Origin of the sequence: Pseudomonas kurunegalensis, from assembly GCF_030291635.1 — a bacterium.
GTDB classification, from domain to species: Bacteria; Pseudomonadota; Gammaproteobacteria; order Pseudomonadales; family Pseudomonadaceae; genus Aquipseudomonas; species Aquipseudomonas monteilii.
In genome coordinates this window covers 5,761,472-5,776,146 of the sequence record NZ_CP127871.1, presented here as the reverse complement: position 1 = coordinate 5,776,146, position 14,675 = coordinate 5,761,472, and the positions used below count along the sequence as shown (strand labels likewise).

The window sequence follows — 14,675 nt, the reverse complement described above, 5'->3', positions numbered from 1 at the left end:
TGCTCCTGAGATTCAGCACAGAATAAAGCATTCGAGCCCACTCAGGCCGGTGCAGTGCCATCCGGTTTGGGCTGCTCCATCGGAATCAACTGCTGTTTGCCGCCGTTGGGGTCCATCAGGAATACCTCGACCTGGCGCACCGAGATCTTGATGTTGTGCGCCTTGAACTCGCGGCTGATGTAGCGGTTGATCTCGTCCAGCGTCGGGTTGCGGTCGCCCAGGTCGCGTACGTGCATGCGCAGCTCGTGGTCCAGCGAGCTTTCGCCGAAGTTGAGGAAGTACACGATCGGTTCAGGGTCCTTGAGCACCCGTGGGTTTTCATGCGCACCTTTGAGCAGCAGGTCACGTACCAGGTCCAGGTCGGAGCCGTAGTCGATGCCCAGCTTCAGCGTCACCCGGGTGACCGTGTCGGTCAGCGACCAGTTGATCAGCTGGCCAGTGATGAAGGTCTTGTTGGGGACGATGATGTCCTTGCGGTCGAAGTCGGTGATGGTGGTGGCGCGGATGCGGATCTTGCTGACCGTGCCGGACAGGTTGCCAATGGTGATGGTGTCGCCAATGCGCACCGGGCGCTCGAACAGGATCATGATGCCAGAGATGAAGTTGGCGAAGATTTCCTGCATGCCGAAGCCCAGGCCCACCGACAGTGCAGCCACCAGCCATTGCAGCTTGTCCCAGCTCACCCCCAGGGTGGACAGGGTGCTGACGATACCGACGCCGACGATGGTGTACGACAACAGCGTGGTGGTGGCGTAGGCGCTGCCCTGGGCCAGGTTCAGGCGTGACAGCACCAGCACTTCCAGCAGGCCCGGCAAGTTGCCGGCCAGGGCGAAGGTGATGCCGACGATCACCAGCGCACCCAGCAGGTCGCCGAGGCTGATCGGTACCATGCTGGCGGCGGCGCCGGTGCCGCTGGTGTATTCGTAGAGGACGAAGTTGTTGAGGTAGGCGAACACTGAAATCAGGTCTGCCCACACCCAGTACAGGCCGGCGATGAAGCCGCCGAGCAGGGCCAGGCGAATCAGGCGCAGCGATTGCTGGTTGACCTGCTCGATGTCCAGTGTCGGCTCTTCGGTGATGACTTCGCCATCCAGCCCTTCCTTGGCTGCCGCCCGCTTGCTCAGCGCCCGCTGGTAGGCCAGGCGCCGTGCCGCGACCGACAGGCCACGCACGAATGCGGCCTCGATCACCAGCCAGAACAGCAGCAGGTACAGGGTGTAGATCAGCCGGTCGGTAAGCTTCAGCGCGGTGTAGTAGTAGCCGAAGCACACGGCGACGAACAGGGCGATGGGCAGGGCGGTGAAGGCCACACCCACTGCTTTGCGGAACAGGGATGTGTCGCGGTGTGCCGGGCTGCTGAGCAGCAGGCGGCTGAGCAGCCAGGCCATCAGTGCGTAGCACGTCAGCACCACGCCGATCCCCAGCACGTCGTCGGCCAGCGCCGAGGGCTGGTGCTCGGCCACCGCCACCACACCGACCAGTGCCAGCACCACGGTGCCCAGGCGACGCACCCAGCCGCGCAGGAACTCGACCTGCGGCTTGTGCCAGCGGAAGTGGATTTCGGCCACGCCACCGGGGGCGAGGATGCGGTAGGCGGTGTAGAACACCAGCCAGGCCTGGGCCAGTTGCCAGAGGGCGGCGCCCAGGTTGGCGTTCTGCCCGCGTGCATCGATCTGCAGGGCGTAGCTGCACAGCGCCAGGCCAAGGCTGACCGGCATCGCCAGCAGGATATTGATGAGGATTGCCTGGGGCGTGTGCCACTGGCTGTCACGGCGGAAGTGGCCGATGTCCTGGTGCACCTTGCCCAGCCGTTGGTACAGGTACTTGCGCCGCCACAGCAAGGCGCCAATCACCAGCAGCAATGGCAGGAACAGCAGCGGGCGCTGGCTGAGGCCGTCGGCCAGTTCTTTCAGGCCCGAGCCCCACGGCAGGTTGGCGACCTGGTCGGCCAGGCGCTCTGGCACATAGCTCAGCCAGTCCCAGTCCAGCGGCTTGTTGCTGGGGATCCAGAACATCTGCTCGTCGAGGGTGGTGCGCAGGCTCTGCGCGGTGCCCAGCAACTGCTTCTGATTGAGCTGCAGGGTGATCGATTCGTTCAGCAGTGCCGACAGCTCGCGGTTCAACCGCTCCAGCAGGTCGCTACGGTTGATCGCCACTTCCAGCAGGGCCTTGCGCAGCTGAGGCGTCACCTCTTCCTGCGGTTGGGCGGCCAGCAGTTTGTCGACATAGGTGACCGGGCTGCTCATTTGCTCGCGCTGCTGGTTGACCTCGAACTGGTACAGGCGGGTGTCGGCGATCTGGTCGGCCAGGTCGCGGTCGACCTTCAGGTGCGGCAGGGTCTGTTTCTGCTTGTAGAGGATCTTGGACAGCAACAGGCTGCCCTTGAGCACGTTGATCTGCTCGTCCAGCGCCTGGTCGGCCTGGGTCAGGCTGTCCAGTTGCTGTTTGGTGCGCAGGTTCTGCTGGGTCAGTTCGTTCAGGCGGTCGGTACTTTTCAGCAGGTAGTCGGAAAGCTTGAGGTTAAGCGCGCTTTCGGTGGCCAGCAGGCTGCTGCCGCCGGCCTTCTGGGCTTCGATGGACTGCTGGGTTACCGCCTCCTGGGACTGGGCCAGGCGCTTGTCGTTGATCAGGGTCTGCAGGTCCTGGATTTCCTGCTCCAGGCGCGTGGCGCGTTCGATCAGCAGGTCGTGGCGGGCGTTGCCCAGGTCTTGCAGCAGGCTGTTGCCGGCCAGTTCCTGGCGGCGCAGCAGGGTCAGCGCGTTGAGCGAGGCCAGCTCGGCATTGAGCTGGTTGCGCTGGTCGGCGTTGATGGATTTGCCGCCGTCCTTGCCGGTTTTGAGGATATTGTTGATCTGCTGGGTACGGGCCTGGCTGTTGCTGATTTCGGCCTGGGCGCGTTCCGGGCGGGTTTGCGAATTGATGATCAGGCTGTTGGCTTCGGACAGCGCCTTTTGCAGCTCGCCCTGTTGGGTGTTGCGCTCGCTGAGCATCTGCTCAAGCTGCGGCACGCTCAGCGTGGCATAACGCTGGGCGACGGGCTGGGGCTTGCTTTCCTTGAGCCTGGCGAGCTCTTTCTGGCTGTCGCTGGTTTCTTTCGGGGCCCCGGCCAACTGCTGCTTCAGTGCGGCAAGCTTCTTCTCGCTGTCTTCCTTGCTGGCGAGCTGGCTCAAGGTCTGTTCGAGCACCTGCTGCAGGGCCTTCTGGTCAGCCTCAGGCAGCTTGCGCTCGGCGATCTTGTCGAGGCTGTTCTGGATGCTGGCGGTGGTCGGGGCCTCTGCGGCAGTGGCCGCAAAGGAAAGGAACAGGCACAGCCCGAGCAGGGCTGTGCGAAGGTACACGCGCAGGGACATAGGCAGACTACTTGTGGATCCGGCAGAAACGAAGTTTAGAGGAACAATCCTGGTCCGGGTCGCGTTCCTTCGGGGAATCTGACGCCCACTTTCTGGATCTTGTTCCCGTCCATGGTCGCCACGGTCCAGATCGTGCCATGCCATTCGACCTGGTCACCTACTACTGGAGCGCCTCCGACCTTCTGTCGGATGAACTGCGCCAACGGCATTTTCGCGTCCAGGCCATCGAGTTTCAGGCCGTACAACGCGGCCACCGCGCCCAGTTCGGCATCGCCTTCGAGCACGAAATCGCCGAAGAAGCGCAGGTCCAGGCCACGCTGTGGTGCCTGGCTGAACAGTTTGCCCAGGGCCGGCAGGTTGTGCTCGTGGCCGATCACGCAGAGCATGTCGCCTACTTCCAGCACGGTACTGCCCGACGGGTGCAGCAGTTGCTCGTTACGGAACAGGGCGGCGATCCGCGTGCCTTCGGGCATTTTCAGCTCGCGCAGGGCGGCGCCGATGCACCATTTTTCGGCACCCAGGCGGTACACGAACAGCTCCCACTCGCTGGTGATGTGCACTTCCAGGGCAGAGCGGGAAATCGGTGCCGGGTCTGGCGGTACGGTCACTTTCAGCAGCTTGGCCATCCACGGCAGGCTGGTGCCTTGCACCAGCAGCGACACCAGCACGATGAAGAACGCCAGGTTGAAGAACAGCTGGGCGTCCGGCAGGCCGGCCATCAGCGGGAACACCGCCAGAATGATCGGTACCGCGCCGCGCAGGCCGACCCAGGAAATGAAGCCTTTCTCGCGGCCATGGAAGGCCTTGAAGGGCAGCAAGGCGGCGACCACCGACAGCGGCCGTGCCACCAGGATCATCCACAGCGCCAGGCCCAGCGCCGGCAGGGCGATCGGCAGCAGGTCGTGCGGGGTGACCAGCAGCCCCAGCACCAGGAACATGCCGATCTGGGCCAGCCAGGCCATGCCGTCGAGCATGTGCAGGATGCCGTGGCGGCTGCGAATCGGCTTGTTGCCCAGCACCAGGCCGCACAGGTACACGGCGAGGAAGCCGCTACCGTGCAGGGCGTTGGTCAGCGAGAACACCACCAGGCCACCGGCCACCACCAGGATGGGGTACAGGCCGCCGGCCAGGTTGATGCGGTTGACCAGTTGCAGCATCAGCCAGCCGCCGCCCAGCCCCAGCAGGCCGCCGATGCCGAACTCGCGCAGCAGGTGGCCCAGCAGGCTCCAGTGCAGGCCAGTCTGGCCACTGGCGATCATGTCGATCAGGGTGACAGTGAGGAACACCGCCATCGGGTCGTTGCTGCCCGACTCGATTTCCAGCGTGGCGGTAACCCGCTCGTTCAGGCCTTTGCCGCCCAGTAGCGAGAACACCGCCGCAGCGTCGGTGGAGCCGACGATGGCGCCGATCAGCAGGCCCTGGATCAGGCTCAGGTTGAACAGCCAGGCGGCGACCAGGCCGGTGAGGGCGGTGGTGATCATTACCCCGACCGTGGCCAGCGACAGCGCCGGCCACAGTGCCACGCGAAAGCTTGCCACCCGTGTGCGCAGGCCACCGTCGAGCAGGATCACGGCCAGTGCCAGGTTGCCCACCAGGTAGGCGGTGGGGTAGTTGTTGAAGATGATGCCGCCACCATCCACGCCGGCGACCATGCCGACGGCGAGGATGATGACCAGAATAGGGATGCCCAGGCGCGACGACAGCGAGCTGACCAGGATACTTGCACCCACCAGCAATGCGCCGATCAGGAACAGGCTATTGATGGTGCTTGCATCCAAAGGCAGGTACTCCGAAACAGCGGGGGAAGGGACTTGGTAGCGGATTTTTCAGCAAAAGCTAGCAGGTCGCGTGCCAATCGATTCTAACCTGAGGCCAATGCGGGCTGTAAAGCGATACCGCATCGTTGCTGTGGCTTGCGGATGTAGTGGTGCCCCCCACAGTCAGGCAGCCGAGTAGCATGAACGATAAACAACGCCTCCCTCTTGCCCAGGTGGCCCAGCGCCTGCTCGGGCAATTTCCTGATATGCACGGCCTTGCGCGCCAGGCGGCGGGCCATGTGCTGCGCCAGCAGCTGGGATACTGGCTGGACCCGGACACGCTCTACTGGCACGAATTCCAGTCGGCGGCCAGCAGCTCGCGCAGCTACACCGGCTGGCGCCACCGTGGGCCGCCACGGCGGTCGCTGAGCCTGACCGAACTGGTGATCCAGCGCTTCAGCCCACAGCAGCAGACTGCTGCAGATGCGTTGAGTGTCTACGGCGGTTTCTACCGGGTGGATGCCAGCCATAGCGATTATGACGAGCGTAACGAAGTGCGGCTCGACCCGCAGGCGATGCTGAAGGCGTTCTGGCAAATGGATTTTGCGGGGCGCTACAGCGAGGCACTGAGCCGTTTTCGTGAGCAGCGTGGCGCAGATTACTGCGTACTGGCCCGCGCCCGCTTTCTTGCCGCTGTCGGTCAATCCGTGCTGAGCGAACCCGAGCGGCGTGAGCTGCTGGCGGCAACACTCCGTGTGACGATGCTGCCGAGTAGCCTGAAAGCGTTGCGCGAGGATTACCCTGCAAATGCCCGGGGTGGCTGGTGTGCGCTGTCCAGTCGCGCGCCTGGTGTCACGCCACTGTTCCTGTACACGCTCAAGACCGGTAGAGCGTGCGTTTTTCTACCCGATGCGCAGGATGTGCTGCTGGTATTTGGCGGCCGCCAAGCGCTAAAGGCCTGGATGGCAGCGCATGCTTTTTCGAATGACACGCAGCGGCAAGCTGTTGTGGGTGACCTGTTCATTCGTGTTCGTGAGATGTTCATGGATGCGCTGACCCATGAGGCCCACGAACGGCTGACCACCAACGCACAGCTGCGCAAGGCCGAATGGCTGGCTGGGTTGCAGGCTGCAAGCATGTTGATTGCGCCGATGGCGCCACTGGGTTGGCCAGTGATCCTGACGTCGCTCGGGCTTGGCACTGCGAGCCTGGCCCTGCACCTGGACCGTGCCCTCGATGGCAAGGCGGCCTGGCGCACGGCCGCCTGGTGGGCGGTGCTTGTGGACGTGCTGTTCATTCTGCTCGACGGGGCAATGCTGCGTGCCAGTGAGCTGTTCGCCGATGCCCGCCTGCCGCCGCGTGTGGCTGGCCAGGCGCAAACCGGCGTTACCAAGGTGGATTGGGCGCGCTACATGGCACCGGCTGCAGACGAGTTGCTGGCCATGTCGGACCAGGCCTTGGCTCGCCAGGCAGCTTTGCTTGAAGCGGTGCCGTGGGCCGATCTCGACAGCGTTGGTGCCGGCGGTGCTTATCTCGATGCTTTCAGTGAGCCCTACCCGGTTTACCGCGATGAGCATGGCTTTGGCTCGGCCGCTATTGCCGAATACACCAGCTCGCCGGAGCGCTACAACAACGTGTGGCAAGGTTTGCCTTTGGAAGGCTCGCGTGCCGAGAGCATCCGGCGCAGCCACGACCTTGCACATGCGCTTGGGCAATTAGGCGTGAACAATCAAGTGCGGCTGTACCGTGCGGCGTCCGGCCTGCGTGGCTCTGGCATACCGACGACAGGCGAGGGTGCCCTTGCTGTAGGGGACGTGCTGGTGACCAGCGATTTTACGTCGTTCACAGAAAACCCTTATGCCCTGTGGGAGGTGTTCAACGACCCGCAGACCCAGGTAAGCGGCAAGGGGGCGTTTGGCGACAACGCGTTGGTGTATGTGCTGGAGCCGGGTGAGGACGTGCAGGCAGCGCCGATCGGGCCGTTCTCAAGGCGTCCGGACGAGGCGGAGTCGCTGATGATGCCGGGGCGTTATTTGCAGGTTGAAAAGCTGACGCCGGTGAAGGGAGACAATCATCGTTTCATGGAAGTGTGCCTGAAGGCACTGGCGCAGGCGCCGGAGGGGGCGAGGGTGCGTGAGATGCGCACGGGGGCGTTGTTCGACCGTCAGGTGATGGCTGAACGATTGGGTGTGGAGGATGACGGGTTGATGCGTACGTTCTTTGCGCTGCCGACCTGATGCAAAGTGGGGCCGCGAAGCGGCCCCACTAGTGCTGCGGTCAGGCCTGCTTCACTTCACGCATCGGCTTGCCCTTCACTGGTGCATCGCCCGCCACGTAGTACTTGGCAGTGCTGCGCGCCAGCGGCTTGCGGCCACGGATCTTGTCGGAGATTTTCTCGGCGATCATGATCGTGGTGGCGTTGAGGTTGCCGGTGATGATCAGTGGCATGATCGAGGCATCGACCACGCGCAGGCCCTTCATGCCATGCACGCGGCCTTCGCCATCAACCACCGCCATGTCATCGGTGCCCATCTTGCACGAGCAGGACGGGTGGAAGGCAGTTTCGGCGTGCTCGCGGATGAACTTGTCCAGTTCTTCGTCGGTTTGCACGTGGGCGCCCGGGCTGATTTCGCGGCCACGGTACGGGTCCAGCGCCGGCTGGGCCATGATTTCACGGGTCAGGCGGATGCCGTCACGGAATTCCTGCCAGTCCTGCTCGGTGGACATGTAGTTGAACAGGATGCTCGGGTGCTGGCGCGGGTTCTTCGACTTGGCCTGGATGCGGCCACGGGCAGGCGAGCGCATGGAGCCCATGTGCGCCTGGAAGCCGTGTTCCTTCACGCCATTGGAGCCGTTGTAGTTAATGGCGACCGGCAGGAAGTGGTACTGAATGTTCGGCCACTTGAACTCAGGGCGGGTACGGATGAAACCGCCAGCCTCGAACTGGTTGCTGGCGCCGATGCCGGTGCCGTTGAACATCCACTCGGCACCGATGGCCGGCTGGTTCCACCACAGCAGCGAGGGGTACAGCGACACAGGCTGGGTGCAAGCGTATTGCAGGTACAGTTCCAGGTGGTCCTGCAGGTTTTCGCCTACGCCTGGCAGGTCGTGCACCACCGGGATGTCGAGGCTTTCCAGCAGGGCACGCGGACCGACGCCGGAACGTTGCAGCAGCTGTGGCGAAGCGATGGCGCCGGAGCTGACGATCACTTCCTTGCGCGCACGGGCTTCAACGCGCTCTTCGCTGTCACCAACCAGGTAAGTCACGCCAACGGCGCGCTTGCCGTCGAACAGCACGCGGTCGCTCAGGGCGTGGGTGACGATGGTCAGGTTCGGGCGCTTCTTGGCCTGGTCCAGGTAACCGCGGGCGGTGCTGGAGCGGCGGCCGTTCTTGGTTACCGAACGGTCCATCGGGCCAAAGCCTTCTTGCTGGTAGCCGTTCAGGTCTTCGGTGCGCGGGTAGCCAGCCTGTACGCCGGCCTCGACCATGGCGTGGAACAGCGGGTTGTTGCCAGCCTTTGGCGTGGCCACGCTGACCGGGCCTTCGCCACCGTGGTAGTCGTTCGGGCCGATGTCGCGGGTTTCGGCTTTACGGAAGTATGGCAGGCAGTCCAGGTAGGTCCAGTCTTGCAGGCCTGGCAGTTCTGCCCAGCCGTCGAAGTCCATGGCGTTGCCGCGGATGTAGCACATGCCGTTGATCAGCGACGAGCCACCCAGGCCCTTGCCACGGCCACATTCCATGCGGCGGCCGTCCATGAACGGCTCCGGGTCGGTCTCGTAGGCCCAGTTGTAGCGGCGGCCCTGCAGCGGGAAGGCCAGGGCGGCTGGCATCTGGGTGCGGAAGTCGAAGCGGTAGTCGGGGCCACCGGCTTCCAGCAGCAGTACGGTAACGCCGGCGTCTTCGGTCAGGCGGGTAGCCAGGGTGTTACCGGCAGAGCCTGCGCCGACGATGATGTAATCGAATTCTTGGGACATGAAAGTACCCTCGTGTTGGCGGTGATCAGGGAGCGGGAACGCCCGTGCGCAGCGGCACGGGCGTGGCTAGACAGGGTTTAGAAAACCGAGTTGTAGCCGCCCAGCTCGACCTGGACCGACTTGATGCGGGTGTATTGAGCCAGCGAGCTGACGCCGTTCTCACGGCCGACGCCCGACTGCTTGTAGCCACCGACCGGCATTTCGGCCGGCGATTCGCCCCAGGCGTTGATCCAGCAGATACCGGCTTCCAGCTTGTGGATGATGCGGTGGGCGCGGGTGATGTCGTTGGTGCACACACCGGCGGCCAGGCCGTACTCGGTGTCGTTGGCACGACGGATCACTTCTTCTTCGGTTTCGTAGGTGAGGATGCTCATCACCGGGCCGAAGATCTCTTCCTTGACGATGGTCATGTCGTCGGTGCAGTCGGTGAACACGGTCGGGGCCACGAAGGCGCCCTTGGCGAAGTCACCGGCAGTCAGACGCTCGCCGCCGCACAGCACGCGGGCACCTTCTTCTTTGCCCTTGGCGATGTAGCCCAGCACGTTTTCCATGTGCGGGAAGCTGACCAGCGGGCCGAAGTTGGTGTTTTCGTCTTCTGGGTTGCCAACGCGAATGCGGGCAACGCGCTCGGCGATCTTGGCTTCGAAGGCTGCTTTCATTTCAGCCGGGATGAACACGCGGGTGCCGTTGGTGCACACCTGGCCCGAGCTGTAGAAGTTGGCCATCATGGCGATGTCGGCGGCCTTGTCCAGGTCGGCGTCGGCGCAGATGATCAGTGGCGACTTGCCGCCCAGCTCCATGGTCACTTCCTTCAGCGACGAGCTGGAGGCGCTGGCCATGACTTTCTTGCCGGTGGTGGTGCCGCCGGTGAAGGACACTTTTTCAATGCGTGGGTGCTCGGTCAGCCAGGTGCCGACTTCGCGGCCGCTGCCGGTCAGGACGTTGAACACGCCATTTGGCAGGCCGGCTTCGGTGTAGATCTCGGCCAGTTTCAGGGTGGTCAGCGAGGTGACTTCCGACGGCTTGAAGATCATCGCGTTGCCAGCGGCCAGGGCCGGGGCGGACTTCCACAGGGCGATCTGGATCGGGTAGTTCCAGGCACCGATACCCACGGTGACGCCCAGCGGCTCGCGGCGGGTGTAGACGAAGGACGATTCGCGCAGCGGGATCTGCTCGCCTTCGATGGCCGGTACCAGGCCTGCGTAGTATTCCAGCACGTCGGCGCCGGTGACGATGTCGACGTAGCGGGTTTCGGAGTACGACTTGCCGGTGTCCAGGGTTTCCAGCATGGCCAGCTCGTCGTTGCGCTCGCGCAGGATGTCGACGGCGCGGCGCAGGATGCGCGAACGCTGCATGGCGGTCATCGCTGCCCAGACTTTCTGGCCGCGCTCGGCGCTTTCCACAGCCTTCTCGACGTCAGCCTGGGTGGCACGCTGTACGTGGGCGAGGACTTCGCCGGTGGCCGGGTTGATGGCTTCGAAGGTGGCATCGCTGCCAGCGTCGACGTAAGCGCCATCAATGTAGAGTTTTTGCGTTCCGAAACGGGCCATAGTGTCCTCGCAAGTGCAGTGTGTGGTTTGGCTTGCGCGTCACGCTCCAGCCGGGTTGGCAAGGGCCGTGCGCGGTTGTTCAGCGGCCTGGTCGTTTGTAGCCAGGGTGTGCTGTTTAGCCAGTTGTAGATCCATGTATTCGTAAGCAATCCGTATCGCCTGGTCGGTGTCGAATGCATCACCCGACAGGGCACCACGCAGCCACAGGCCATCGATCAAAGCAGCCAGGCCGCGGGCTGCCTTGCGCGCATGGTAGAGCGGCAAGGCGCGGCGGAACTGGCAGCACAGGTTGGAATACAAGCGGTGGTCGTTGATCCGCTGCAACCTGTGCAAATCGGGCTGGTGCATGCTGGAAGCCCAGAAGGCCAACCAGGTTTTCATTGCCGGGCCGTTCACCTGGCTGGCATCGAAGTTGCCCTCGATGATCACTTTCAGGTGGGCGCGCGGGCTGTCGTCCGTCAGGGCCTGGCGACGTGCTCGAACACCTTCGTTGAGCATGTTCATGATGTAACCCATCGTCGCTGCGATCAGGCCGTTCTTGTCCCGAAAGTAGTGACTGATGATGCCGTTCGACACACCGGCCAAACGGGCAATCAGCGCAATGCTGGCGTCCCCCAGACCGACCTGATCGACCGCCTGCAACGTGGCTTCGATCAACTGCTGGCGGCGGATGGGTTGCATACCGACCTTGGGCATCTTGCTATCTCCTCAGGCCTGCGAGCAGACGACGGGCGGCTGACTCGGCGAAGGCCAGTCTATTTTGTTTTGATTGAACGTTCAATCAATAAAGAATAAGCTCTGCGACAATTTGTGCCATTGACAGTTTTTCAGGCGGTCGAGAAGGCACGAGTTGACACCCCAGGAAATCGCGTAACCCCCGGAATACAAGGCGTTGACGGGCATGAGCGATGCGAAATGCAGATTCTGCCGTACGGTCACTGGCCCTGCGACAGGCCCTTGGAGCGGGCGGGGTGATCTGTGACGAATGCGCGCACCTCTGCCGAGGTGTGGCTTTTTCAGCAGGCCACCTGTCTGTTTTTTTGCAACGTATCGATTCGGGATCACGGTTTCCAGGGTGCTTTTATAACACCTGATGCAGTGGGGATATTCCACCAATTGCTCGGGAAAGACTGATTAGCCTCCACAGCCGTACTGCCCGGAGCATTCGTGCAATGAGTTCTGCCTCACTTACCAAGCCCCCCGCCGAGAGGGTACGGGTCAACCGCGTGGTGTTCTTCACCTCCGCGCTGATGATCCTTGTTCTGACTGCCTTGCTGATCGCTGTACCCGAAACCGCCGGCCAGGTGCTGGGCGTGGCCCAGAAATGGCTGACGCGCACCTTTGGCTGGTACTACATGCTGGTGATCTGCGGTTACCTGCTGTTTGTCGTCTACCTGGCCTTCTCCGACTACGGCAGCCTCAAGCTGGGCGGCAAGGACGACCAGCCGGACTTCAGCTACGGCGCCTGGGCCGGCATGCTGTTCTCGTCCGGTATCGGTATTTCGCTGCTGTACTTCGGCGCTTCCGAGCCGCTGGACCACTATTTCAACCCGCCGGAAGGCACCCCGGCCAGCCTCGAAGCTGCGCGCCAGGGCCTGCAACTGACCTTCCTGCACTGGGGCCTGCACGGCTGGGCAATCTATGCCCTGGTCGGCCTGGCCGTGGGTTACTTCGCCTACCGCCACAACCAGCCGCTGGCACTGCGCTCGGCGCTGTACCCGCTGGTGGGTGAGCGTTGGGTCAAGGGCGCTGCCGGCAACGCCGTGGACATCTTCGGCATGTTCGTGACCCTGCTGGGCCTGGTGACCAACCTGGGCATTGGCTCGATGCAAGTGTCGTCCGGCCTGGAATACCTGTTCGGCATGGAGCATAGCCAGACCAACCTGCTGGTTGTGATCCTGGTCATGGCCGGTGTGGCCACCGTGGCGGCGGTGTCGGGTGTGGAGAACGGCATTCGCCGCCTGTCCAACCTGAACATCATGCTGTTCAGCGGCCTGCTGATCTTCGTACTGCTGGGTGGCGAAACCCTGCACCTGCTCAACGGCTTCGTGCAGAACATCGGTGACTACCTGAACGGCATCGTGCTGAAAACCTTCGACCTGTATGTGTATGAAGGCGAGGCGGGCAAGTCCGAGCGCTGGCTGGGCCTGTGGACCGTGTTCTATTGGGCCTGGTGGATTTCCTGGGGCCCGTTCGTCGGCATGTTCATTGCCCGTATCTCCAAGGGCCGCACCGTGCGCCAACTGGTGATGGGCGTGCTGCTGATCCCGCTGGGCTTTACCCTGGCCTGGCTGTCGATCTTCGGCAACACCGCGCTGGACCTGGTGATCAACCAGGGCGCCGTGGAGCTGGGCAAGACCGCGCTGGAACAGCCGTCGATGTCGATCTACCAGTTGCTGGAATACTTCCCGGCGGCCAAGATCGTGATCGGTGTGGCAGTGTTCGTCGGCTTTGTGCTGTTCCTCACCCCGGCCGACTCCGGCGCGGTGATGATGGCCAACCTGTCGTGCAAAGGCGGCAAGGTCGACGAAGACGCCCCGCACTGGATGGTGGTGTTCTGGTCGGTGGTTATCACCCTGGTTACCATCGGCCTGCTGTTTGCCGGTAACTTCGAAGCCATGCAGACCATGGTGGTGCTGGCGGGCCTGCCGTTCTCGGTGGTGCTGGTGCTGTTCATGTTCGGCCTGTACAAGGCCATGAAGCAGGACGTGGCGGTGGAAAGCGAGCGCGCCGAGCTGGCCGCCCGTGGCCGTCGCGGCTTCAGCGAGCGCCTGACCCAGCTGGAACTGCAGCCGACCCAGGCCGTGGTGCAGCGCTTCATGGACAAGCAGGTCAGCCCGGCGCTGAAAGAAGCGGCGGCGCAGCTGCAAACCCTGGGCTTCGAAGTGGAAACCCGTGTTGGCCAGTCGCGCAACATGATGGGCCTGCGGGTGATGATGGACGAGGGTAACCCGTTCGTTTACGAAGTCAGCCTGGACGGCTATATGGCCGCGCCGAGCGAAGCGCCGGTGGAAGGCGAGCCGGAAGTGCGCCAGCGCTTCTACCGTGCCGAGGTGTACTTGCACGACGGCAGCCAGGAGTACGACCTGATGGGCTTTGCGCCGGAGCAGATCGTGCGTGATGTGCTGGACCAGTTCGAAAGCCACCGCCAGTTGTTGGGGCGTGTGTATAGCTGATTGCTGTTGAGGTAAAAGAAAACCCGCTCATCCGAGCGGGTTTTTTTATGACCTGATGCACGATCCTTTGTAGGAGCGGGTCGGTGCTGAAATCAGCGATTTGTGTAGCGCCCGTTCTTGCCATGCCCCGGCATCGCCAGGTTGCTGCGCACGGCAATCATTTGGCTGAGCTTGATCAGTTCGATGCCTTGGCCCTTGAGCTGTGGCAGAGCCCGCTCCAGCACTTCCAGGGTCTGTGGATAAGGATGCCCGATCAGCACCGCCGAACCCTGCTTGCGCGCCAGGGCGATGCCTTGCTGCAACTGCCCGCTGATGGCCTCGGTAGTGCGCACATCGTCGAGGAACACATCACGCGAAACGTGGGCCAGGCCAATGCGCTGGGCCTCGGCGGCGGCCACGGTGGCGGCGCTGGTGCGGCTGTCGACGAAGAACAGGTGGCGTTGTTGCAGCGCCCCCATCAACCAGGCCATGGGTTCACGTTGTGCCGTCATGCGGCTACCCATGTGGTTGTTGATGCCGGCGGCGTACGGCACTTTGGCCAAGGCCGCCTCCAGGCGCCGTGCCAGTTCCTCGATGCCAATACCCGGGTGCCAGGCATAGGGCCCGGTGGCCGGGTCCATCGGCATGTGCAGGATCACCGTCTTGCCGGCCTTGTGGGCCTGGCGGGCGAAGTCGCTGGCGTGCGGGGTGTCGGGCATGATCGCCATGGTCACCGGGCCTGGCAGGGCGAGGGTGCGGCTGTCCCGCTCGGTGCTCTGGCCCAGGTCGTCGATGATGATGCTCATGTAGGCCTTGTTGGCCGGTGCCGCTTGCGCGACCCCGGCCAACAGGCAGAACAACAGACACAGCAGATACCGCATAGGGGAA

Annotated in this window: 8 protein-coding genes; 2 read left to right on the top strand and 6 right to left on the bottom strand. The window is 63.3% G+C overall.

The genetic code is table 11. The annotated features are described in order from the left end of the window. Positions 1-41: 41 nt before the first annotated feature. Together mscK and QQ992_RS26260 are read right to left on the bottom strand one after the other, a co-directional pair. Positions 42-3,350 carry a mechanosensitive channel MscK gene (mscK, locus tag QQ992_RS26265; protein WP_286111610.1) on the bottom strand — a complete coding sequence of 1,103 codons (3,309 nt, stop codon included), beginning with the start codon at positions 3,348-3,350 and terminating at the stop codon, positions 42-44. Between the two features lie 35 nt (positions 3,351-3,385). After that, positions 3,386-5,128 carry a potassium/proton antiporter gene (locus QQ992_RS26260; RefSeq protein ID WP_016712480.1) on the bottom strand — a complete coding sequence of 581 codons (1,743 nt, stop codon included), beginning with the start codon at positions 5,126-5,128 and terminating at the stop codon, positions 3,386-3,388. 179 nt (positions 5,129-5,307) lie between these two features. Between QQ992_RS26260 and QQ992_RS26255 the strand changes: the two genes are divergently transcribed. Beyond that, on the top strand, positions 5,308-7,344 hold the full coding sequence (locus tag QQ992_RS26255) for a dermonecrotic toxin domain-containing protein (RefSeq protein WP_286111609.1): 2,037 nt from the start codon (positions 5,308-5,310) through the stop codon (positions 7,342-7,344). 40 nt (positions 7,345-7,384) lie between these two features. Here the strand turns inward: QQ992_RS26255 and betA are convergent, their stop codons facing one another. The 3 genes from betA to betI all read right to left on the bottom strand — a co-directional run bounded on the left by betA (position 7,385) and on the right by betI (position 11,328). Next, positions 7,385-9,082, bottom strand: a complete 1,698-nt coding sequence (gene betA, locus QQ992_RS26250) for a choline dehydrogenase (protein WP_105946419.1) — start codon at positions 9,080-9,082, stop codon at positions 7,385-7,387. Between the two features lie 77 nt (positions 9,083-9,159). Then, positions 9,160-10,632 carry a betaine-aldehyde dehydrogenase gene (gene betB, locus QQ992_RS26245; protein WP_027614845.1) on the bottom strand — a complete coding sequence of 491 codons (1,473 nt, stop codon included), beginning with the start codon at positions 10,630-10,632 and terminating at the stop codon, positions 9,160-9,162. 39 nt (positions 10,633-10,671) lie between these two features. After that, positions 10,672-11,328, bottom strand: a complete 657-nt coding sequence (betI, locus tag QQ992_RS26240; RefSeq protein WP_286111607.1) for a transcriptional regulator BetI — start codon at positions 11,326-11,328, stop codon at positions 10,672-10,674. Positions 11,329-11,861: 533 nt separating this feature from the next. Between betI and QQ992_RS26235 the strand changes: the two genes are divergently transcribed. Continuing rightward, on the top strand, positions 11,862-13,808 hold the full coding sequence (locus tag QQ992_RS26235; RefSeq protein WP_286114005.1) for a BCCT family transporter: 1,947 nt from the start codon (positions 11,862-11,864) through the stop codon (positions 13,806-13,808). A gap of 92 nt (positions 13,809-13,900) precedes the next feature. Here the strand turns inward: QQ992_RS26235 and QQ992_RS26230 are convergent, their stop codons facing one another. Next, positions 13,901-14,668: a divergent polysaccharide deacetylase family protein gene (locus tag QQ992_RS26230; RefSeq protein ID WP_286111606.1), complete on the bottom strand. Its 768-nt coding sequence runs from the start codon at positions 14,666-14,668 to the stop codon at positions 13,901-13,903. Positions 14,669-14,675 lie beyond the last annotated feature (7 nt).

Excerpts from the sequence above, each read along its gene's own strand:
- betB (WP_027614845.1), bottom strand. The coding sequence starts at position 10,632 with ATGGCCCGTTTCGGAACGCAAAAACTCTACATTGATGGCGCTTACGTC.
- QQ992_RS26230 (WP_286111606.1), bottom strand. The coding sequence starts at position 14,668 with ATGCGGTATCTGCTGTGTCTGTTGTTCTGCCTGTTGGCCGGGGTCGCG.
- QQ992_RS26255 (WP_286111609.1), top strand. The coding sequence starts at position 5,308 with ATGAACGATAAACAACGCCTCCCTCTTGCCCAGGTGGCCCAGCGCCTG.
- mscK (WP_286111610.1), bottom strand. The coding sequence starts at position 3,350 with ATGTCCCTGCGCGTGTACCTTCGCACAGCCCTGCTCGGGCTGTGCCTG.
- betI (WP_286111607.1), bottom strand. The coding sequence starts at position 11,328 with ATGCCCAAGGTCGGTATGCAACCCATCCGCCGCCAGCAGTTGATCGAA.
- betA (WP_105946419.1), bottom strand. The coding sequence starts at position 9,082 with ATGTCCCAAGAATTCGATTACATCATCGTCGGCGCAGGCTCTGCCGGT.